The organism is uncultured Polaribacter sp. (assembly GCF_947497125.1).
GTDB lineage: Bacteria > Bacteroidota > Bacteroidia > Flavobacteriales > Flavobacteriaceae > Polaribacter.
Window position 1 is genome coordinate 1 of sequence record NZ_CANMFI010000004.1, and the last position, 23,359, is coordinate 23,359.

Consider the following 23,359-nt stretch of genomic DNA (forward strand, 5'->3'; position numbering starts at 1 on the left):
ACCGAAGTTTCACCCTCTGCAATGGTTTGTGCCGTTGCTGCTGCAGTTGTGCTTGAACCTGTTGTTGTTAAGATTGGGCCAGACGTGTCGCCGCAGTTTGCAGTTAATATATTTAATGAAGGTATAAAACTATCTAACTCAATACCACCATTTGAAGGATCGCCATTATAAAAATGAATAACAATTGAACTTGCACCTACAATTGCTAACATATCATCTGCATCAAAAGAGACATTAAAACTTCTGGCAAAAGGCGGATAATATTGTGGTACTACACCAGTACTACTAAATATAGACGTATTGTCTACCTTAAAATCAATATAAAGTGCATCCCAATCAGATATTAAAGAAAGGTCTGTTAACTTATCACCTCGCATTAAAAAAGTATAATTACCTGCAATACTTTCGTCATAATCACAGGGATCTAGTGCGCCTGTTGGCTGTAAAACATCATTACCATCTTGATAATCAGCACCATTATTTGCCCATAAAATATTTTCTTCCACCAAAAAGCAGTAATCTGGTTTTACTTGTTCACTAAATAGTAATACATCAGCAATAGCACTTCCATTAATAGAACCTGAACCACTTTTAGCTGTTATAAAAATAGCGGGGTAATTAGTGGGATTTATAGTCTCAAGTAAACCTTCTGGTAAAGGAAAGGTAACAGACTCATTGGTAACAGCGGTAACTGTATAACTATATTTATAGGCACCATTGGGATCAATAGAAGCAAAACTAGTTTGACCTGTTTGCTGCGCTGCATCAATTGTAACTATATCACCTACTTGTAAGTTACTGTTTGTATAAGTAACAGATATAACACCCTTAGCATCAGTTCTGTCTAAAAAACAATTAGTACTTAAAGACACAGATCCTTGATTTGGCGGAGCTGCATACGTATTTATGGTTTTAATGTCTAAACTTTCTTCTTCGTAAATTTGCTTTATATCAGAATATCCAGCTCCACCCGCTGAATGAATTAAAGCATTTAGATATACTTCTAACAGCTCATCACTACCGTTATTGGTATTTTGTGCATAAGAAAACTCTAGTTCTACATCTTCATTGGTATAAGAAATACCTTTTTCAACCAAAATAAAATATTTACCAGCATCAAAAAACTGAGTCACAATGGAACCATCAGCATCATCAAGAAATAAAGAATGGTTAGAGGTTACACTAATAGGCTCGTTATTATTTGGATTTTGTCTTTTATTTAAATTTAAGTGGTAAACATAATAGTCTTTGCCATTTATAATTAAGATATGTTCTTGATTAACTCCATCCTCATCTTCCATATAGTTAGTAGGATGTGTTCCATTTAGCCTAAGTGTGGTAGTTACCACAGCACCGCCTTCTGTTAAATCAAAAGAGTTATCTTCTAACCATTTAAAAGTAAAAGGCAAGGGCAATGGCTCTATAACATTAAATGATGTTAAATTATCACCACTAGGCGTATATGTCTGGGTTAAGCCAAGACCGTCTGTAATAGACTGGATAGAAAAAGTTCGGATACCTTCCGTAGGTGTTTCTGATGTTGAAACATAAGATAAATCTGCAAAATGTCTAATATAATCTGAAGACCAGTCATTGGTAACTTTAAAAATAACAGTGTCATCATCTCCAATAATTACCTCGTAATTGGCAACATCTCTGTTACTATCTTTTAGCGTACCTGAACTGTTTTGATTTAAAGGGATCTGAAGTGTTACAACTTCTTCAATACTACTGTCGTAATATTCACGATATAAAAACTCTGTAGCGCCGTCTTTAACTCCCTCTATTAACAAGCTAACCTCAGAAATACCATCAGACTCACCAAAACCATCACTTACTGTAATATAAGAATCTAATATTGTTCTTATTTCTCCTCTAGATGACTCATAATCTGCAGTATAATCTTCAAAGGTGTTTGAATAAAAGCTTACAGTAGGTGGTAAATTAGGCGAGGGCGCGTCTTCATCTAAAGTAACTTTTGTTGTATAATGATCATTATCAGCAATTAAACTGGTATTATTATTATTTCTAATGATACCCGAAGTGTCTTGTAAACCTGAATCTGTAATTTCTTTAACTTTAAATGTTCTTGTTGCCAAATTTGTAAAAGAACTAGATGCATTGATGTATTCTATTTGAGATAAGAATGAAAGAAACGTTGCATCTGAATTTCCGTTAGGATTGCGTATGGTAATAATCAACTCACTTGGATTGTTGGTTGTTATTGAACCATTTGTACTATAAGAATTAGAGGCGATAGTTAATGTATAATCGCTATTAAAAATAGGGAAGTTATTATAAGAATTACCATTATTAAGATCTAAAGGATACACCGCTTGGGCATCAATAAATTTTAATTTTTCACCAGAAGTGGGGCTATTTAATGTACCTGATGCTATAACACCTGAAGCTTCTATACTAAAAGTAAATTCTGCTATATTTTGATCACTCTCAATAGAGGTTAATTCAGAAATGTTTTCAAATATTTTTGTGCCATTCACATTTATTACTGGCGCTTCAGCGCCACCCTGCAGCGTTACCTTTGTGGTATAATCTACTGGAGCTGTGCCTACACCTGGAAGGTATGCAATACTTAAATTAGATGGCATTGTAATTTCTGGTGCATCATCTACAGCTATTACTCTAAATGTAAGGTTGTTATCATAGCTTACATTGGTATCTGTTAAGACCCAACTTACTTTAAGTTTTTCATTTTCGCCATCTTTTTCAGTAGAAGAATAGACCAAAGAATTGATAATATTATCTACATCTGTTTCGGTAGTCTGCGCATTTAAATTAATAGTTATTACATTATTACTTGTATTCCATTGGCCAATAGTAATATTGTCTGAAAGACGTTTAATAACTCCATTTTCATCTAAAGAGACCAGCGTACCTCCCAAATCATACACATCAGTACTTCTAATTATTGGTGTACTTGCACTATTTAATTCTGGACTAAAAGAAAGGCTAAAACCTGCATAGTTACTGATTGGCGCAAAGCCAGAAATATTTTGAATACCCGGATGAGCGTCTGTTTCTGAGTATACAAAATAAGGAGGATCACCAACATAATAAGGAGTTATTCCTAAAATATTAATTTTTGCGCTTAATGTTGTTGTTTTTGTGTTATTAGAACTCGCAATTTTAGAGAGACTGGTAATTTCTAACTCTCTTTCGCCTGGGAGTATTTCAGAAAAATCGTTGGTAATCGTATATTTTAAACTTTCTAAGAAGCTTTTTAATTCATCATTAGAAATTCCTGCTGTTGGAAAATCTATAGTAAGTACGGTTGTTTTTCCGTCTACAGAGTTTGTTGCAGAATAAGTGTAGGGTTTGTTTATTAGAGTTCCAGAACCGTCTTCAGAAAGTAAAATGGTTTCTCCTTGTAAAACAATTAATTTTTCTGTTAAAGAAGGTAACAAACCTGTTGCTGTTAATGTTAAAGATGTAAAACCACCATCTGTAATATCGTCTTTTACGGTATCTGAATCTACATAATCTACATCATCAATAGTAAATAGGGTATTGGTTGGAAAGCTAGATACATTTGGTGCAGAGGCATAATTAGAAGTAGCTTCAATAACAATGTCATCAATATCATAACTATAATCCCAAGAACTTCTGCTTCCAGTACCGCCAAAACTCCAAAAACTTCCAAATCTAATATTACTTACTGCGTCATAATTACCGCTTGTTGTTTCTTTAAATGCAATTAAAACATTTGAAGGTTTTGAATCTAGTGGTGTAAATTTATTGATATCCTTATACCTTACCGTAATAGTATTTATAGGATTGTTTATGCTAGCCCACTGTGCTGTGACAATATTTTTTGGAATTACTAAAACATAATGTGGCGTTTCGTATTCGGTGGTGGTATCTGTTTCGGTAATAACAACACCTGTATTGTCATCATTAATAACGTGCTCTTCAAAATAACACTCAATAACATATTGAGATCCATAATCAAATTCGTGAAAATAAAAATTAACCTGTTTTGGGTTTATTTGATCTACTCTTTCCGGGTAATCGTGCTGCCAACTAGTTTGCAAGTAAGGATACTCATCTGCACTAATAATCTCTGAAGACAAAGGGGTATTATTTTCTACGGTATCTAAGAAATCATATAAATCTGAAGGTATGTCAAATATAGCATCTAATTCCGTGAAAAAAGGAGAAACAGCTGTTCCTTGGTTGCTCTCAAACTTCGCATAATCATTTACAGGAACTAATTCTACAGTAACTGTTATTACATCGTATATTTCATTTCCATTTGTGTCGTATCTATAAAGACGCGCTTCAAAGTTTCTTTCTATTATTTGGTTAGGTGGTAAATTTATAAGATCACCTAAAGCTCTATAAGCATATGAGTCAAAAATAGACCGCACCGTAGATTCTTTAAATAAATTTTCACTGCCTGTAAGACTAGGTTCTAAAAAATCCATTGGCGAATTAACATCATAATAAGTACCACAATTACCACCACAAGCGCCAGATGTCTGTATTGCTCTTGAAAACCTTCCAAGTTGTGGTACATAAGTTGTCTTGTCATTACCAAGTATTCTTTGATAAAAATAGTTACCGTATTGTAAGGTGGTTAAATCACTATAATCTTTTGTAATGTTTGCTGCTGCCAATAAATCGTTTGGAAAAAAACCTACTCCAAAAAGGTTCTCAGAGACTGTTCTTTGAGAAGAAATAGGTGTAAGCTTTTTAAAACTTAAGTTATTCGCATCTAGGTAATCTTGAAAATCAGTTGCAACTTTACGGCTTTCACTGACAGAGCCATCTACCATAAATTGCTGGGTTAATCTGCTAGAGTCAAAGCTATCATTACTGCTATTGTATATTTCTAATGGGTTTAACTCCAACTCTACATCTGGCCCCACAGTTAAGGGTGTACCATTACTAACATTTAAATAATCTCTTAGCGGATACCCATTTGAATTAAATTCTGTACTGTAAGAGGTATTATAGGGGTCTCCTAAAACGCTCTGCTCATTCCAATCATCAGGCCTTATAATTTCTACTTTATGATAGGCAGAATATCCAACTTTGTAGTCAAGATTATTAAATGATGAAAAAATAAAATTGTCTTCCCAAGTATCTTCTTGTAAAACTATATTTGGAAGTGAAATTGTAGTAGATGTGTTAGAGGTTCCTATGGCCGCTCTTACCTGAAAAACAATCTCTTGATTATTATTTAAAACTACCTTATATTCTCCAGGATTAAGTTTTGTGGCTAAATCAATGGTCCAATCTTTCTCTGTTGTATTTAATACATTAAATGTACCCGTAGCAACAGTACAGCCTGTAGAACAGATAGAACGGTGTACTGCATTATAATCTATATATTTTTGAACCTCGTATGAATAACTACCTGCTGCTAAAGTAGATGAACCTGATAGCGCTATATTATCTTGTGAAGTAAAAACCACTGTATCTGGTTTAAAATCAATAACCCGAAATGTTAATGAAAAAGTGATGTTGCTATTGCTAGCTTTTGTAGTGTTTAATGTATAAGAACCAGAAGGCAAATTATAGCTAGAAATATCTATGGACCACGCATCATTAAGGCTTTAAAAAATATAATTATCAGCTGACGGATCTAAAGTAGCAACATCGTAAATAGTAGCTATAGTGGTTGAGACTGGTACATCAACTTCAAAAGAACCTGTGGCTACAGCAGTGGAATTAGAATTTACTATCTCAAAATTATGGGTTCCATTATAGTAATTAAATCTTTGACCATAACTCAAATAATCAAGCTCATTTCCTGAAAATCTGACAAATCCGTCTATACGGCTAGTTGCTTGATCTACACCTTTGTTATAAATAAACAGCCCATCGGGGTCTCTGTTTGATGCGTTTTGTGAAAAAGAATTAAAAGATGTTATACAACAAACTAATGCTAAAAATAATTTCAAAGAAATTCTCATGCCTGGGGGAATATAAAATATTCGACAAAAGTAATTCTAATTAAAAAACTATTAAAAAGGAATAGAACACCAATTAAGTAATTAGAGGTTTTTTTTAAAACAAATGTTACTTTTTATTTAAAAATGTTACTTTTGAGAATAAATGGCTCTTTTTGGTTTTTAAGATTTAATTTAAACTAGCGTTAAACCTATTAAAAAAACAACGAAAAAAATAGTTGAATTAATTTACTCTAAGAAATTGGTTTTAATATACTTTACTGAGTAACCTGTAGAAACACTTATTCTTTCTATAGTTTCTCCTTCTTTAATCATTTGCAAGACTCTTAGTTTTTTACCAGATTTTAAAACCTCTAAAGGTCTTGTGCCTTTTAATTTTAGAACTCTTGTTAACTGTACTTTAGAGTAACTTAAAAAAACCGCTAAATCTTCTACAGATTTAATTTGCTCATTTTCAAAAACAATTTTTTCCATTTCTTTAACAGTAAAATTGATTGCTTTTTTACGTATTTTTTTATCTAAAGTAACTTTAGTTTTCTTTCTTAAGTAAAGAATATACAGAAAAAAGATGATGAGAATAAAAATTAAAATAAATAAAACAAAATACCCAAAATTATTCTCTTCAATAAACTGCTCAGCATCTAAATAAGGGTATATATTGTCATGTGCAGAATTTAAATTTAACACATAAAGTCCATCAACAGAACCTGCAAAAAGCCAACCGTGGTTAATTGCCAAAGCATATCTATTAAATTCAATATTACTAACTAAAGTATGCTTTAAAGTAAAATCTTGAGTAAAACTAAATAAACCACTAAAGGTACTTACGTAATAATGACCTTTAAAAAAATTAACTTCTGCCACATTGTTAAGCTGCATATTTTTTATACAGTTAGTACCATCATAACTATAAACCCCGTCATCAGCCGCTATAAAAAGAAGTTTATTAACAACACTTAAAGTTTTTATACGAAAAGGAGGTGTTTCAATTTTTTTAAATTCAAAACCATTGTATGAGTACAGATTGCCTTTTGTAGTACTAATAATTAAACTGTTATTATAAACTTCTGCATCAGAAAAATCTTCACCTGGATTTAGTTTTAGATTTTCTATGTCAGAAACAGGTAAAAAAGAGTACGTTTTAATATTAACTTTTTTAAAACCCAACCTAGACAAAGCATAAGTACCTTCCTTATAGTTAATCAGCTTTATATAGGTGTCATCATTATAAAGGTTGAAGTCTACAACTACATCTGATGTATTTCCATTAATTTTAAAAATCTTATAACTTGATAAGTATAGCTTATCATTTATTGAAGAAAACTCGCCACTACCAAAATAAGGGCTTTTTAGTTTTTCGTAATAATCATCTTTTGATTCAAATGGTATTTTTCCTTTAGAAAAAATTGCTTTTCTAAAAATACCCTTGTACGTGTTAATAAAAATTGAATCTCTATAAAAGTGTACATTTCTTACAGATTTGTTTAAAAATATTTTTGAAGCCCAAGGGTTAATTTTATACAACAATACCACACCATTATAACAAACAAATAATTGATTATTTTTAACTGCATAGGTTGTACTATTATTTTTGTTTCCGGGCAATAAACTTCCTAAAGAACGTTTTAAAACCTTATCTTGAGGGATTTGATTAGAATGCCAATATGTATCTCTATTTTTTAACCAAGTAAATGAGCCGCTTACACTTGCATCTAAAGCCACAATTTTAGAGTCTTCAAACTTATACAACTTAGAGGAGGTTCTAAAAATAAGAGTTCCGTCTTTATAATCTATATTTTTTACCTGCTCTAAATTTAATGTTTTAACAAAAGTAGTATCTTGACTGAAAGAAAAACTATAAAAAAAACTAAATAAAAATAATAAATAAACCCTCATTAGAAGTAAATGATTAATAAGCAACAAAGTTACAATTTTTGAAATAACTTTTTTTAAGACAAGACAGATTTGATTTTCTTAGCAGTAATAAAAGAAATGTCATACATAACGCATTTTTTTTCACAAATATTTCACATTTTTTGAGTTAAAAACGGTTTATTTAAGCTTATTTATGTAAATATACCCAAATAAAATAAAATGTAAAACAACAAAAAACCTTACTATTTCTAGTAAGGTTTAAGTGAGCCCTGGTGGACCAAAAAATATTTGATTTAAATCATTGGTGTTTTCCTCATTTTCCATTACTACAATGTTTAAGAATTTATTCCTAAAGGTTTTGTCATAGACAGCCTTTTCGAAGTATTTATTATTGTGCTTTTTGTATCCTGATTTGGTAGTTCTTGACAGCTCCATTGTTGAAGCATTAAATGATGATTTTTTAATTCGAGTTAACTCATCTCTTTCATTAAAAACATGGTAATAGTGATCTGGGCCACCGTCAAAAGGTTCAGAGTTTTCATTAATTTCTTGGTCAGTCATTATATGGTAGCGCCTACCTTTTCTAGGGTCAAGTCTCCATGCTACTCGCTGTCCAATATTGAAATTCAGATAGTTTCCTTTACAAGAAAACACCACTCTATTATCACCCTCATTTAGATTAAGATTCCTACTTAATTCTTCTAAGTAATCAAAATAAAATTCGAGGTCTTGATTACTGTTTTTTTCAATTGATTTTTGAAAGTCTCTAAATTCTGAATCTAAGTTGTCATTCCATTGCCATGCTTCATATGATAATTGATAGAATTGCTTGTCTGATTTTGATTTTATTTGATCCAAAATACTTTTATAATCTGTAAAAGTTTTAAAAATTGGATCAATCCCCAAGACCTCTTCTAAGTACGGCTTAGTAGGGCCATTAATTGGGAAATAAGTTTCTGGAGCAATATAAAACAATGCTTCAGTAATTTTGGTTAGTGCTACACCTCTTATCTGTAAAACATCCTCGAATTGCTCGTCAGAAATAGTGTTTTCTAAAGCGTTGTGAAAGAATTTCCAAAGACGATCAATTTCGTTGTTGTTTCGCATATACTTGTATGGAAACATCCAAACCTTTTGAGGATTTGCAGATGGTATTCCGAAATCATCTTTAGGTAGAGGTGCATTGATAGATTTTGCTAATTTTTGCAAGATCTCCAGTCTTTGTTTAAAATATTTATTTAGATAGCAGAAAAAGGAAAATGGATCAATTTCATTTAATTCAATGACATTACCCTCTGGATTTTGATCATTAAACACATCACATCCAGAATCTTTCAAGAGACCTATTAATCCTCCTTGATCATCTTGTTTGTCTTTTAGAAATTGAACAATGGCTTTATATGTTGGAACCCATGTAAAGTTGATATTATTCTTTTCTGTAGATTGCCTTGTGTTTAAAAATTCAAAGTAATTTTTGTTACCCAAAACAGCCCTTGGTAGGTGTCTGCTGGTTTTTTCACTGAATTCTAAAAAATCGCTTGTTGCAGTTTCATACAACTCCTTTTGAAGAAATTTTTGAACTGCTTTGATGTTTAAAGCGTTATAAATATCAATGCTGAAAAAATCATTATACCTATCTAACTCTTGTTCTAATTTATCATAATCATTGTTGTAATAATTTACTTTTGGGTTGGCTATTAACCAATTAATAAACTCGTTTTTTAATGATTTCGGTTCATCTTTTGAACTCATACTGTTAGTTTTTTTAATGATGGGTATACCCAACCGCTCAAAGGCTTTAAAGCAGTACGTATCTACACCACCACTAAAGTTGTTAGTGGGCATTTCACCAGTAGCATGATAATTGGCATAGGCCATAATTGGCTTAGGTGGATATAATTCACCCTCTATGTCAATATCAAAATATGCAGATGCCTTAAACCCTTTTGGAAGACCTTTTTCATCAAAATCCTTAATTGCCAATTCTATATGGGTATTATTTACTTTATCAAATTTCATAACTTAATTCCTTGTTATTTATAAGAGCATGATTTTTTTATTTTTTAGTGTGGTATTTATTTTAACCTCACTTTACGCCGCATAATTCGCAAACCTTTCTTTAAAATCATTAAACAACATCTCAGCTCGGTATGAAACATCTTCATCGTATGTTGGATAAGGTAAATTTAAAAATAAGTAGTCTTCAATTATTTTTCTAACAGCAGCAGTTGTTTGAACTTTCTCTGTCCAATGGTCAACCTTAAATTCCTTCTCTTTTAAACGCTCCAAAAGTTCCCGTGCAGCTTCTTTAATCTTAGTCTTTTCCTTATCAGATATTTTCTTGTTAGCTACCAGCATATCAAAAACAGTTAACTCATCCTCTGATAAATCTTCTCTTTTAGCTCTCATTGATTCCTCTGATAGGTCACCCAATAGAACAACAAGTTCATCAAATATCTCTTTAATGGATCTGTACTCTTTCCCTTGGTTGTAATCATCAATAATTTGTTGATAACGCTCATAAAAATCAATTCGTAATGGGTTCTGATCAACAAGTCTGTTCAGCTTTTTAGCAACCTTATCTTTTAAAGATTGTACCGCAACATTCTGGTTTTCTTTTACTTTTAAGAACTCTTCCTCAATTTTTTTGAAGTCAAGGCTACTGATATCTATTTTCTGTCCATAGCCTTCAATTTTTTCCAGTGCTAGGTTTAAGGTCTCTATGGATTGATTAACCACATCCTGAACCTGCTTTACAATGTGCGTAATATCTGCCTCTTCAATTTTAGCATTAACCATTGTATACAAAGCATTAATAGCATCTCTTTTATCTTTATAGCTATAAATAGATTGGTCAGGCATCAAAGCTTTATACTTTTTAAATAATTCTCTTGAGAGCACTCCAAATTTGGCTTTAGTTTCATCTGTATTACAAATGGCATTGTAACCTTCTTGAATGTGTTTTATCTTATGAAGAGTATCTTTTGAATCTATAATTTTAGAGAGACTGAATTTACATTCATCAACGAGGAAGATTTCTGTTGTTTTAACAGCTTCATCTAACTCTTCAATCAATTCCTCTAGCGGTTTTACTGGAGCTTCATCATCACCAGAATCACCTCCTTTATTGTCAGAATCACCATAGATAGCCAAAGCTTCTAAAAGTGCCTTATACGTCTCTATATAGTCTACAATGAGCCCGTTGTTCTTGTCTTTATGCACACGGTTTGCTCTAGCAATAGTTTGCATGAGTGTATGAGACTTTAACGGTTTATCGATGTACATGGTAGACAGGCTCTTTACATCAAAACCAGTGATCCACATGGCACAAACAATAGCAAACCTAAATGGATGATCTTCATCTTTAAAGTCTTTCTCAACATCTGAAGTATTCATTTTCAGCCTATGCGGTTCTATATCTAAGCCCCAAGCTTCAAACTTTTCTATTTCATTTTGTTCATGACTAACCACAACACCCAGTTCCGTTTCTTTAGACCACTCCCATGCGCGTTGTCTTTTTAATTTTTCTTGCTCGTCTGTAATTTTAGAAATTTCTTTTTGTTGCTCTTCTAGATAAACTTCCCAAGCATCAGTAATATAATCATACATTCTTACCGCAGTTACTTTATCCATAGCCACAAACATGGCTTTTCCTTTATATCCTCTGGCATTAAAATGTTCTACCACATCTTTGGCAATCGCTCTTAATCTTTTTTCAGAGGTAAGAATAGGGTACTCTCTTCTAAATAACTTTTTTAGTTTGTCTTCCTGGTCACTATCTAGGTCATGCTTTTCTATTTCTTCACGAATCTGTTCGGTTATCTGCGGATTATCTAACTTTAATTTTTCTCCTCTATTCTCGTAATACAAGGGAACAGTAGCTCCATCTTCAATTGACCGTTTGAAGTCATATTTAGACACATAGTCTCCAAAAATACGTTTGGTTAACTCATCGTCCTTAAAGAGTGGTGTTCCTGTAAAACCAATAAAGGAGGCATTAGGTAGTGCTTTTCTAAGGTTCAATGCCAATGAGCCGCCTTGTGTTCTGTGTGCCTCATCGGAAATAACAATGATATTATCTCTGTCAGTTATCTTTTCTTCAAAGTTGAACTTATGTATAATAGAAAATAAGAAGCGTTTATCACTCTTTAGAAGCTCTTTTAGATTCTCTCCACTAGTTGCTCTAGCTGTTTTATCTTTTACTGCACCAACTCCTGCAAATGTACCGTAAATCTGTTTGTCTAATTCGTTTCTATCGGTTACTAATAAAAAAGTATAACCTCCACCAAGCACTCTTAATATCTTCTGACATAAGAATACCATAGAATAACTTTTACCTGAACCTTGTGTATGCCAAAAGACACCTAGTTTCTGTGCATCTTCAATAGAAATGATACCATCTTTTGCTTTTTGTCTGGTAGTCTGAAAATGTTCAATGGCTTTGTTAACCCCTATAAATTGATGGTTTCTGGCTACTAACTTTGCCACAGAACCTACAGAAGTATCAAACAAGATAAAGTTTTCAAAGAGGTCTAATAATCTGCTTTTTTCACATGTTCCTTTTATGATGGTGTCTAAACTTACGATGCCTTCATCTTCTTCTGAAATACGTTTCCAGTCATGGAAATGCTCGTATTTGGAACTAATAGAGCCAATCTTACTTTCCACACCATTACTTAAAATTACAAAAGCGTTGCAATGAAACATTTTTGGAATTGTATTCTTATAATCACTTAGGTTCTTTTCATAAGCAGCACGCAACTTAACATTGATGCCTTTTAGTTCTATAAATACCAGTGGTAATCCATTGACAAAACCTACTACATCAGGGCGTTTCTTACGCTTAGATTTCCCTTCCATCCATAGCTGCTGAACGGCTATATAATTGTTGTTTTCAGGGTTGTCAAAATCAAAAACTTTTATTTTTTTATTGCGGACAATTTCTCCTTTTGCATCTTTATAATTGATAGGAATGCCATCTTTTAGAAAGTTGTATTTCTCAAAGTTAATGTCTGCTAGATTCTTAGTGGTATCATTGCTATTAATAGATTCATAAGCCAAATCATAGGCTTGTTTGGGTAGGTTTGGGTTAAGGTTTTTAATCGCTTCTAAAAATCGAGTTCTCAGAATAACATCTGCTTCACTATCTCTTCCTAAAGTACCAAGTTCTCCAAAAGTTTCTCCTTCATATACGTTGGCAGTTTCCCAGCTTAGTTCCTGGAAAATATCCATACATGGTTGTTCTATCAATTGGTCTTCTGAATAGTCTTTGCTCATACTTCTATAGTTCTATTCATTAAGCGGGGTAATAATATATCTCGGGCTGCTTTTAACTTTTGGTTTTGTTTGTTCAACACCCTTTTCATATCATATTGGGCAGACACTTGTTCTTCAAATTTTTGTATCAAACCTTTATCTGGTATTACAAACTCAGCTCTTTTCAAGTCCTTAGGATAAACATGAGGTTGTGCGGCACCTCTTTGCATTCCAAATATTAATTCTTGTTGATTCGATAATAAATTATGAATAAAAAAAACTGAATCACTCAATTTAGAATCAATGTATGAGCAATCTGAAGCCCAAATATCTTCCAGATACATATTTACATATCCAGCATTTGCTCCAGAAGCACTTACTGTGATTACTGGATTAGAGGTGTTTGATGTATTATGATAATAAGCTGGTTTCAACCCTCCTGCAACAACTGGAACATTACCCTCTTTGATTGTACTTTTTGTAATGTTTTTACCTTTCTTGATTTGCGTAAACTCTCCTAAAGCTTTTTCTTCCCACCCTTCAGGAAGCCCTGTTTCATTATTGATAGGGGTATTTTCATGCCCAGGAAAACGAAGGTTTACAAACCACTCTTTATAAATATTTTGTGCAGCCTGCTCTAATAGTTTAATTCGCTTTAGGTTGTTTTCTATTAAATCATCATAGGCACTTAGGATGTCGGCTATGCGTTTTTGGGTTTGTAGAGGGGGCGTGCTTATTTCAAAATCTTTGATCTTATATAACCCAAGTTTTGGCTGAGCAGCAGCCATTGCAATTTGCTGAAATTTGCTTTTTTGAACATCCCCAAATAAGGAGTATTTGAGAAATTTAGGGGATAAAGCATCACTGTCCTTTGGAGTCAACTTGGCAGCGTTCTCTGTTAAATTTGCACCATCATGCTCTGAGTCAACAAATGCAATATCTCCGACATTAGCGCCAACTATTGTAATAACTAAATCATTTTCAGAAACTGTGTATCTTGAAATTACATTAAACGTATTTTCACTGATATAAACAGGCTCTTCAATTTTAATCTTCCCGTTTTTTATATCTCGTGCTCTAATATACGGATGATTAGTCGCTTTAGAAACAAAATTGTGCCCTTTAGGTAATCTTTTACCACTTTTCACTAATACAATTTCGTTAAGCTTTTTTAGCTCCCAACTCATAATCCTAACTTGTTTAAATTAGTTTGTATTTGTGTTGCTAGTAAATTGGCTTTAGCATTTAATTCTTTAAGTTCTTCTTTGATCGTACCCATTTCACTTTCATAATCAAAATCGGGGTCTATTTGGTCTACTACACCAACATAGCGCCCAGGTGTTAAGCTATAGTCATTCTCTGCTATTTCGGCTCTATTAACCACTTTACACATGCCTTTTACATCTGCATATTCGCCATTAGGAAAACGGCTTGTGAGCCATTCTAGTTCGGTAGTGTTTCCTGCTGCTTTATAGTCTTCAACTAACTTATTATAAAGCGTATTATCCCCTCTATACAAACCTATAATTGCATGTATATTATCTAAATGTGCCTGGGTAAAATCGTGAATCTTAGAAGATACTTTTCTGTATACGTTTCGTAAGTCTAGCATTAAGACTTGGTCTTTACGAACTTCGTCTTTCTCTTTGGCTCTGTCAAAAAACCATAATGCACATGGTAAGGTTACGGTATAGAAAAACTTATTTCCTATAGATACCATCACATCTACTGCTCCTGTCTCTATAATCTCTTTACGAATAAGTTTCTCACTGTGTCCAGCATCTGATCCAGAGGATGCCATAACAAACCCTGCACGCCCTGTTTCATTTAGGTAACTGTAGAAATACTGTATCCATAAATAATTGGCGTTGTCATTATTTGGCAAACCAAAAGGTAGCCTTGGATCGTTTTTTACACTGTCTTTACTTTTATCAACACCATCTACATTAAATGGTGGATTTGCCATTACAAAATCACACTTACCAACTAGCTCGTGTTTGTCATCATAGAACGTGTTTCCCTGAACAATATCTCCATCCAAGCCATGAACCACCATGTTCATCTTAGCTAGTTTGGTGTTGGTATCTGTTTTTTCTTGTCCGTAAAAAGTAACTTTATTAGACGCTTCAAAACCTTCTTCTTCGACAAAGTGAGCCGTTTGCACAAACATACCCGCACTTCCCGCAGCAGGGTCAAATACAATTCCGTGGTTTGGTTCAATGATATTTACAATTGTCTTAACCAGTGAAGGAGGAGTGAAAAACTCTCCACCATCCTGAGCACCACTCATTGCAAACTTGTTTAAGAAATATTCGTAAATCTGCCCAAAGGCATCACCTGGCATATGGTCTAATGCTTCATCGTTAAAGATTCTGATAAGGCGTTGTAGTAAGTCTTTTTCAAATAGATTATAGGTCTTAGGCAATACTCCAAGCAAATCTTCATACTCACTTTCAATATTACGCATCGCTTCATTTAGGTATTCTCCTAAATCACTACTGTCTGGCAACTCTACAATGGTATCCCATCTACTATTTTCTGGTAAAAAGATTGCCTTTGCATCCAAGAAATCATTCTTAGTCATTGGTCTTACCCCACGGGTAGGATGCACCGGTAATGATTTTTCTATTTCAGCTTTTGCTGCTATAAACCTGTTATTGGCATGCCTTAAAAAAATGATTCCCAAAACAGGGAAACTATATTCCGTAGCAGTTAGTTTACTATTTGCTCTAAGCTCGTCTGCTGCTTTCCATAATCTGCCTTCTAAGGCTTTGATTTGTTCTCCTGTCATATTTTTTAATAAAATTCTAAAATAAGTTTTTTTTCAATTATTGCTTGTATTTTTTTAAGATATATTTTAATGTAACTATATTTGTATCGTATTTCGAATTCAACAATTGTTGGATACCAACCGAGTAAGTAAACCACGGTGGTAAAATAATACGGGCTTAGGGTCAAAAAAACAAAATTCCTACACTCCTTTATCGAAGTACAAATAAAACTTATTTGTATGAAAAATTCACAAGAACTATTCCTTTTAGAAACATTAGAAACAATGTTTGATGTTCCAACCTATTTGTATTTAATAGATGGAAAAAAATTATTTTACAAGAACAGTTTAGACGAAGAGTATACCAAAACTGGATACAATTCAGAGCTGAACTCAGAAATCACTAAAGAGTCTGTTTACAACTTTGTAAAAGGCTACTTTGCCTATAGTATCAGGTGGAATGGGCCACCAACGTTTAATTCTGCAGGTTATCTGAATAAAAAAGATTTAGAGTCTATTGTCTCAGAGATTAGGGAGGAGATTAATGTATCAAAAAAAGAAGGGCTATCAACGGCCAATCATTTTACAGAGTATTTAGAGTCACAATCATTAGACCCAAAACCAACAGGAGATAATAAGTACTTATGGCAGGCGAATTGTCCGTTCTCTAAAGGAAAGCACTTTATGATAATATCCACAGAGACCAACACGTTTGGGTGCGGATGGTGCAAGAAAAAAGGAGATGAAAAAGATTTGAAGAAATATTTAAAAAAATAGAACTATGCAATATTATATGTCACGATACGGAGGTAATAGACTTTTCTTTGTTTGTTGTTCATTATTAATTTTTAAGTTTTATTAATGTGGTTATTAAGTCAAAACCCATTGAACTCTTCCCACATGTTTTTTAGTTTATTCACATCAATATCAATGTTTAGTTCGACTTTTTCAAAGTTATCGTAATAGCCGAGCATACCATCTGAGGAATAAACAAAGTCCTCATCTCTTAATGCTACAGACAATAATCCAATAATATCAATCAAATCATTATTTTGACCATTACCAAAATTATAAACATACCATTCAATTTTTTTAAAGTCTTTGGTTTCAGAAACCCCAATAAAAACATCTTCACCAAATGGTCCGTCCTGTACATTATATTGTTTAATATATAAGGTTGGTTCGTTAACTTCAACTGAAAATGTAGAGTGTGACGGTGTACCAATATATGTGTCTGATGGTAATTTCTCATTGTTAAATATGTTAAAGTCAAGATCATCCGCTCCGTGCCACTCATAGCTTATAAGCTTAAACTTAATATTAGGGGCTTCCATACTAAAATTATTTAAAATATATATTGATGATTGTATAGTCAGGTATTTTTTTGAGTCCATAAAAGCTATTATTATTTTTTTTTAATTAATTAAATCTTGATGTGAAAGATATCTTAAAACAAATTAAGATATTACTTAATCGTGAAACTAGTTTTAAATATATAAAATATTTATTTATAACACACCATCATAATACATGAATTCTATCCCAGACAGATTCAATAAATTCCTTTGTTGGGTTTTCAATTCTTTGAACTTTAAAATCCTTAACCTCAACGATATCCTCTCTATTCATTCATTCTTCACGAATTAAACCTTTCTTATAAATGGAATAAACGTGGTTGTTCTTAAACACACTCCCACGAGGTGTTTTTAAACCCTTTTCGTTCAGTATTTGAGATATCTTACGATAACCAATAGGGGTAAGAAAATGTTCCTTATAACCTCTAATTTTATCAAACAAATATTTTTTGATATTCACTGTAATTTGACCCCTATAGTTTAGTGATAGTAACTGATATTGGGAATGTTATGTGTGTAATTGAGGGGTAAGAATAACGAACACTTAACCCTACTCCACCGTCATGGAATGACATTTGGAGTAGGAAAATCCAGTGATGCCCTCTTACCAGAAGATCAATCTGTAGATTACCTGTTAGATAACTATGCGAATGAGATTATTCATAATTATTTTTTCATTTCATCTTATGATGCCAAGCCAAACTGGATGGGAGGATACGAATGGAAGCTTTTTCAATCAAAACCAGTTAAGCTAGGAACACTTCATCACAATTTTAATGAGATTCATTTGCAGCATGAACATGAGGTTGTAAGAGATATTTTTATTACCCCTTACCTATACTCAAATGTCTATGGTGTATTCATTAAAACACATAAAAGAGAACTTAAAGATATTATACCAGATTATGAAGTTAATTTTGATTACGTATTTTCATACATGAACAGGAGCTTGTGCTTAAGAAAAACCCAAGAGATTTAGAGCGTATTCTTACCATTCTTTTTTATAAAATGGATCTAGTGTATGAAGGATATATTAAGTCCTTTACACCCTCTAAAACCTTCTTAGGGAAACAAATATCAAGTGAATTCTGTAATCAAATAACTAGCTCTCCTATAGACGTAGATTCTGATGACAAGCTTAAAGAGTTATTGTAATTTCAAAAAATGTGGGTAAAAAGTACTATTCTTATTCTCTTATATAAAGAAAAACCTTTTTACCCATACTGTTCATAAACTCATCAAAACCCAATTCCTCAACAGCATCAATATATCCATCTAGTACCTCAACTTCATCATATCCTACTTTGGCTTTTTTATCAGCAACAATAGTTACTCCATTTTTATGTAAATTAATCATTTCGATTTAATTATTTATTTGTATTGCTCTGCCAAATTTTAAATGTGCCCCAATTGACCCCTCTGGAGTTATAACCCAAAAAACTTTACATCTTGGTTTAATTTTTGGTGCATCTGCATAACCATCGGTTAAGTAGATACATCCATCATACAAAACATTTCTGTTTTACCCAACCCATGTGTTCCCCAAATACAGATTGGTGTTGGTTTATGACCTGGATTTGTTATTTGATCGTTATTATTGAAAATATGAGTTAATACATCTTCAATTTCTTTGGTGTTACCCTTTGGGCCATACTGAATTACTGAATCATTCATTTTTTAAAATTTGTTTTTCAAATAAATCTGCATCTTTAATTTTGTCACAACGTGTAAGCTTTATTCTTTTAAGCTTCTTACAATTTAGTAAGAATTTTAAACTCTCTAAATTTTGATAATTAAATATTGAAATTTTTTCTAAATTTTTAAATGCTAAGTCAGGGAGTTTAAAAGCAGAATATTTACCACAGTTCTTTGTGTAGCTCATTCCAGCATGGTAGGGTATTTCAGCTTCTAAATGAATACGCTTAATTGAAGTGCGTTTTAAGCTTTGATCCATCATAGTTTTGGCAGGTGCATCATTAATTAATGATAATAATATATAATCAAAATATGGCTGTGCTGGTCCAGTTCCAGAAAAAAAATTTGATCTTATAAAATTTCCGAATACGGAAATGCTATTTCCTCTTAAAAAATATTCATACAGAACCGCATCATTTAATGAATTCATGAAATGTAAACCAGAATCGATTTCAATATAGTCTCTACTTTTAAATAATTTTTTAAGATAGGAAATCCCTTTTCTTTGAACTGAATTTGTTTGAGTTTTTTGTAGGATAGGCGGTTCATTAAACATTTTGCTCATATTTGTAGAATAACTCACATCCCAATCTCCTATGGGTTGATTAAATGATTCAGCTCCTGAAAACATACTCTCCATGTTAGTCACATTACTCACGTCCCAAAGTCCTATGGGTTGATTAAATGATTCAGCTCCTGAAAACATAAACTTCATATAAGTTACATTACTTACTTCCCAGTCTCCTATAGGTTGATTAAATGATTTAGCTCCTGAAAACATTTCCCTCATGTTAGAGACCTTATTAACGTCCCAATTTCCAATGGGTTGATTAAATGATTTAGCTTGAGAAAACATTTGGTCTATATCTGTCACATTACTCACGTCCCAAAGTCCTATGGGTTGATTAAATGATTCAGCTCCTGAAAACATTCTCTCCATGTTAGTCAAATTACTCACATCCCAATCTCCTATGGGTTGATTGAATGATTTAGCACGATAAAATATTTCCCTCATGTTAAACACATTACTCACGTCCCAAAGTCCTATGGGTTGATTAAATGATTCAGCACAATAAAACATTTTCCTCATTTTAGTGACCTTACTCACGGCCCAATTTCCTATAGGCTGATTAAATGATTTAGCTTGAGAAAACATTTGGTCCATATCTGTCACATTACTCACGTCCCAAAGTCCTATGGGTTGATTAAATGATTCAGCTCCTGAAAACATACTCTCCATGTTAGTCACATTACTCACGTCCCAAAGTCCTATGGGTTGATTAAATGATTCAGCTCCTGAAAACATAAACTTCATATAAGTTACATTACTTACTTCCCAGTCTCCTATAGGTTGATTAAATGATTTAGCACAATAAAACATTTTCCTCATTTTAGTGACCTTACTCACGTCCCAATTTCCAATGGGTTGATTAAATGATTTAGCTTGAGAAAACATTTGGTCCATATCTGTCACATTACTCACGTCCCAAAGTCCTATGGGTTGATTAAATGATTCAGCTCCTGAAAACATAGACTCCATATCTCTTACCTTACTCACGTCCCAATTTCCAATAGGTTGGTTAAATGATTCAGCTTCCCTAAACAACTCTGACATATATGTCACATTTGATGTATCCCAATCTGAAATATGACCATATTTGGACTCTGTTTTTATTTCATCATCCAACCATTCTTTTACTGCTACTCTTATTGTTTCGTCATTAAATTTCATTATCTTATAATCAAATAGTACTCCATCTTCACTCCATTCTTTAATAACTGTAGACTTACCATCCCTATAAGTTCCTTCTAATTTTTTTTGTCCGTTTTTGTACCACTCTTTATATTCTCCGTTAAACACTCCGTTTAAAAGAATAACTTGTCTGGCTTTAGTTCCATTATTGTGATACGAAATTATTTCTCCATCATCTTGTCCACCATTCGTAAAATTCACCTCTAATTGAAGTTGCCCATTTTCATGATATAATTTTGTTACCCCATGACGCTGTCCATCTTCATTCTCTTCCCGTTCTTGTTTAATATTTCCATTTTCGTAGTACTCTATCTTTTTCATAGTTGTTTACTTTTTCCAAATAACCTATCAAATATTCCCATAATTTTCTTGTTTATTATATATTAAAAAACGTCTTCATTGTATTCACATGTTCCAGTAAGAAACTTGGAAAAGCTTTCATGACTGAATCTTTCTCTAAAACTCATGTCATCTAAATCGAATAATAACCTATATCGACACTTATCTGATCTGTTATACAACCTGTCATAGACTTTATGGTTTTTAGTGATTTCAAAAACAAACAATTTCTTTTGTCTGTTATTTATAAGAACTAAATGCCAGTCTTTTTCTTTTCTTTTAAAATTTGGTTCAACAGAATAAATACCATTTTTATTTATGGTAGATGAATTTAATTGAGACTTATTAAGTTTGATATTTATTGTGTTGAAAACAATGTTTATTATTCTATCATTTTTTGTCATAGTTTTGTATTTTTTTAATGTCTACCTCTTTAATTAATCTTCAAACCAATCAGGTTCTTCAGAGATGATATCTTCAATAAAATTCTCATCCCAACTTTGAAAATAATACTCTGAATCAGATTCCACCCAATTAATACTTAAATTTAACCTTAAATCTTCATTTGTGTCTTGATATTTTTTTATTAAATCTATAGCACTATTATCATTAATTAAAAATGTTACAGTACAATCAATATCCATCACTATACATCCGGGACCAGCGAATGCCTCAGAAACATCGGTTTCATAGTTAAGTATTTTTAAAGTATTTTTTAATTCTTCAGGCATCTCAAAATCTCCTTGAATACATTTATTACTTCTGTTGATAAAAGCTTTGTCATCATTATTAAGTAAATCAATTAGATTTGATATTTCTGGGTGTGAAAAGAAAGAAGTGTTAGCAAAGGTTACTAACATTGTTATTTTTTCTAAGTTATCATTTATGGATGAACTATCTTCATCCCAATCTCCTGTAAGTTGTTTAGATGATTCATTTTCATCTAACATAGAACCTTTATTAGTTTCAGTATTTAGACCCCAATTCCCAATAGGTTGATTAAACGATTCAGCACCATCAAACATAAGCTCCATATTAGTTACATTGCTTACATCCCAATCTCCTATAGGTTGATTAAATGATTCAGCTTCCTTAAACATCTCTGACATATTAATTACATTACTTACATCCCAACGTCCTATAGGTTGGTTAAATGATTTTGTATCATAAAACATTGCTTCCATATTAGTAACTTTACTCACATCCCAATATCCTATAGGTTGATTGAATGCTAAAGTTTCACAAAACATACCTTCCATATTAGTCACATTGCTAACATCCCAGTCTCTTATGGGTTGGTTAAATGAACTAGCTCCCTCAAACATACTTTCCATATTAATTACGTTGCTAACGTCCCAGTCTCCTATGGGTTGGTTAAATGATAATGCATTCTCAAACATACTTTCCATATTAATTACGTTGCTAACGTCCCAGTCTCCTATGGGTTGGTTAAATGATTCAGCAGTTAAAAACATAGACTCCATTTGAGTTACATTACTCACATCCCAGTCTCCTATGGGTTGATTAAATGATTTTGCCTTAGAAAACATAAACTCCATATTAGTTACATTGCTAACGTCCCAATTATCTAATGGTGTATTAAATAATTTAGAAGCAAAAAACATCCTACCCATATCATCAACTTTTGAAACATTCCAATTATTTAATGGTTGTTTAAAATTATACGCATTGTCAAACATTGCGTTCATCGTTGTTACATTAGACACGTCCCATTTGTCAATAGGTGAATTAAATTCAGGAGCATCTAAAAAAAGGGATGACATATCAGTGACCTCAGAAGTATCCCAATCTGAAATATGGCCATATTTAGACTCTGCTTTTATTTCATCATCCAACCATTCTTTTACTGCTACTCTTATTGTTTCGTTATCGAATTTCATTGTTTTAAAATCAAGTAAGACTCCATTTTCATCCCATTGCTTTAAAACTGTTAGTTCTCTATCTTTGTAGACGCCTTCTGCCTTTAATTGGCCATTTCTGTGCCACTCGAAATAAGGGCCATTCATTAAGTGATTTACTAAAGTTACTTTGCTTGCTTTACTACCATCGTCATGATAGCAAACGACATCTCCATCGTTCTGTATGCCATTAGTAAAATTCAGCTCTGTTAGAAGCTTCCCATTTTCATGATTTAATCTTGTTATACCATTACGCTGTCCATCTTCATTTTCTTCCCATTCTTGTTTAATATTTCCATTTTCGAAGTATTCTGTCTTTTTCATATTTTTTATTATATTTAAAATATTAGTTTATTTTTATTATCATGAATATCTCGTAGTATGTTTGTAAACTAAAAAATCAAATAAGATAACCAGACAATAGTAGTTAATAGCCATATCATAAAATAATCTTTTCTTTT

At 32.5% G+C, this 23,359-nt stretch carries 15 protein-coding genes and 1 riboswitch; of the genes, 3 read left to right on the plus strand and 12 right to left on the minus strand.

Annotated features, from left to right (window positions below; genetic code table 11):
* The 7 genes from Q0678_RS07000 to Q0678_RS07030 form a co-directional block, all read right to left on the minus strand.
* Positions 1-5,537, minus strand: a 5,537-nt coding sequence (locus tag Q0678_RS07000; protein ID WP_299055831.1) for a hypothetical protein, incomplete at its 3' end; no start/stop codon positions are given.
* A gap of 42 nt (positions 5,538-5,579) precedes the next feature.
* Positions 5,580-5,939: a hypothetical protein gene (locus Q0678_RS07005; RefSeq protein ID WP_299055834.1), complete on the minus strand. Its 360-nt coding sequence runs from the start codon at positions 5,937-5,939 to the stop codon at positions 5,580-5,582.
* A gap of 225 nt (positions 5,940-6,164) precedes the next feature.
* Positions 6,165-7,832: a hypothetical protein gene (locus Q0678_RS07010; RefSeq protein ID WP_299055836.1), complete on the minus strand. Its 1,668-nt coding sequence runs from the start codon at positions 7,830-7,832 to the stop codon at positions 6,165-6,167.
* 237 nt (positions 7,833-8,069) lie between these two features.
* A complete protein-coding gene (locus Q0678_RS07015) occupies positions 8,070-9,830 on the minus strand; it encodes a hypothetical protein (RefSeq protein ID WP_299055838.1) in 1,761 nt (586 codons plus the stop codon).
* A gap of 72 nt (positions 9,831-9,902) precedes the next feature.
* Positions 9,903-13,088 (minus strand): type I restriction endonuclease subunit R, encoded by a 3,186-nt coding sequence (locus tag Q0678_RS07020; protein ID WP_299055840.1) that lies wholly within the window; start codon positions 13,086-13,088, stop codon positions 9,903-9,905.
* The gene (locus Q0678_RS07025; RefSeq protein WP_299055844.1) at positions 13,085-14,254 is read right to left on the minus strand and encodes a restriction endonuclease subunit S; all 1,170 of its coding nucleotides are present in this window, start codon (positions 14,252-14,254) and stop codon (positions 13,085-13,087) included. The genes Q0678_RS07020 and Q0678_RS07025 overlap by 4 nt, the downstream gene beginning before the upstream one ends.
* Positions 14,251-15,858 carry a class I SAM-dependent DNA methyltransferase gene (locus Q0678_RS07030; RefSeq protein WP_299055846.1) on the minus strand — a complete coding sequence of 536 codons (1,608 nt, stop codon included), beginning with the start codon at positions 15,856-15,858 and terminating at the stop codon, positions 14,251-14,253. Before Q0678_RS07030 ends, Q0678_RS07025 begins: the two co-directional genes overlap by 4 nt.
* A gap of 83 nt (positions 15,859-15,941) precedes the next feature.
* Positions 15,942-16,039, plus strand: a riboswitch (SAM-I-IV-variant riboswitch).
* Between the two features lie 38 nt (positions 16,040-16,077).
* Between Q0678_RS07030 and Q0678_RS07035 the strand changes: the two genes are divergently transcribed.
* Entirely contained in the window at positions 16,078-16,614 is a 537-nt protein-coding gene (locus Q0678_RS07035; protein WP_299055847.1) for a hypothetical protein, read from the plus strand.
* Between the two features lie 98 nt (positions 16,615-16,712).
* Here Q0678_RS07035 and Q0678_RS07040 read toward each other — a convergent pair whose 3' ends face one another.
* On the minus strand, positions 16,713-17,171 hold the full coding sequence (locus Q0678_RS07040; protein ID WP_299055849.1) for a hypothetical protein: 459 nt from the start codon (positions 17,169-17,171) through the stop codon (positions 16,713-16,715).
* 589 nt (positions 17,172-17,760) lie between these two features.
* Here Q0678_RS07040 and Q0678_RS07045 point away from each other — a divergent pair.
* Positions 17,761-18,171, plus strand: coding sequence for a hypothetical protein (locus tag Q0678_RS07045; protein ID WP_299055852.1), 411 nt, complete (start codon positions 17,761-17,763; stop codon positions 18,169-18,171).
* Complete coding sequence (locus Q0678_RS07050) at positions 18,144-18,347, plus strand: hypothetical protein (protein ID WP_299055855.1); 204 nt, start codon at positions 18,144-18,146, stop codon at positions 18,345-18,347. Before Q0678_RS07045 ends, Q0678_RS07050 begins: the two co-directional genes overlap by 28 nt.
* A gap of 31 nt (positions 18,348-18,378) precedes the next feature.
* Here Q0678_RS07050 and Q0678_RS07055 read toward each other — a convergent pair whose 3' ends face one another.
* The 4 genes from Q0678_RS07055 to Q0678_RS07070 all read right to left on the minus strand — a co-directional run bounded on the left by Q0678_RS07055 (position 18,379) and on the right by Q0678_RS07070 (position 23,222).
* Positions 18,379-18,549: a hypothetical protein gene (locus Q0678_RS07055; RefSeq protein ID WP_299055857.1), complete on the minus strand. Its 171-nt coding sequence runs from the start codon at positions 18,547-18,549 to the stop codon at positions 18,379-18,381.
* Between the two features lie 128 nt (positions 18,550-18,677).
* Positions 18,678-18,866, minus strand: coding sequence for a hypothetical protein (locus Q0678_RS07060; protein ID WP_299055861.1), 189 nt, complete (start codon positions 18,864-18,866; stop codon positions 18,678-18,680).
* A complete protein-coding gene (locus Q0678_RS07065) occupies positions 18,859-20,961 on the minus strand; it encodes a BspA family leucine-rich repeat surface protein (RefSeq protein WP_299055864.1) in 2,103 nt (700 codons plus the stop codon). The genes Q0678_RS07060 and Q0678_RS07065 overlap by 8 nt, the downstream gene beginning before the upstream one ends.
* 455 nt (positions 20,962-21,416) lie before the next feature.
* Positions 21,417-23,222 carry a BspA family leucine-rich repeat surface protein gene (locus Q0678_RS07070; protein ID WP_299055866.1) on the minus strand — a complete coding sequence of 602 codons (1,806 nt, stop codon included), beginning with the start codon at positions 23,220-23,222 and terminating at the stop codon, positions 21,417-21,419.
* Positions 23,223-23,359 lie beyond the last annotated feature (137 nt).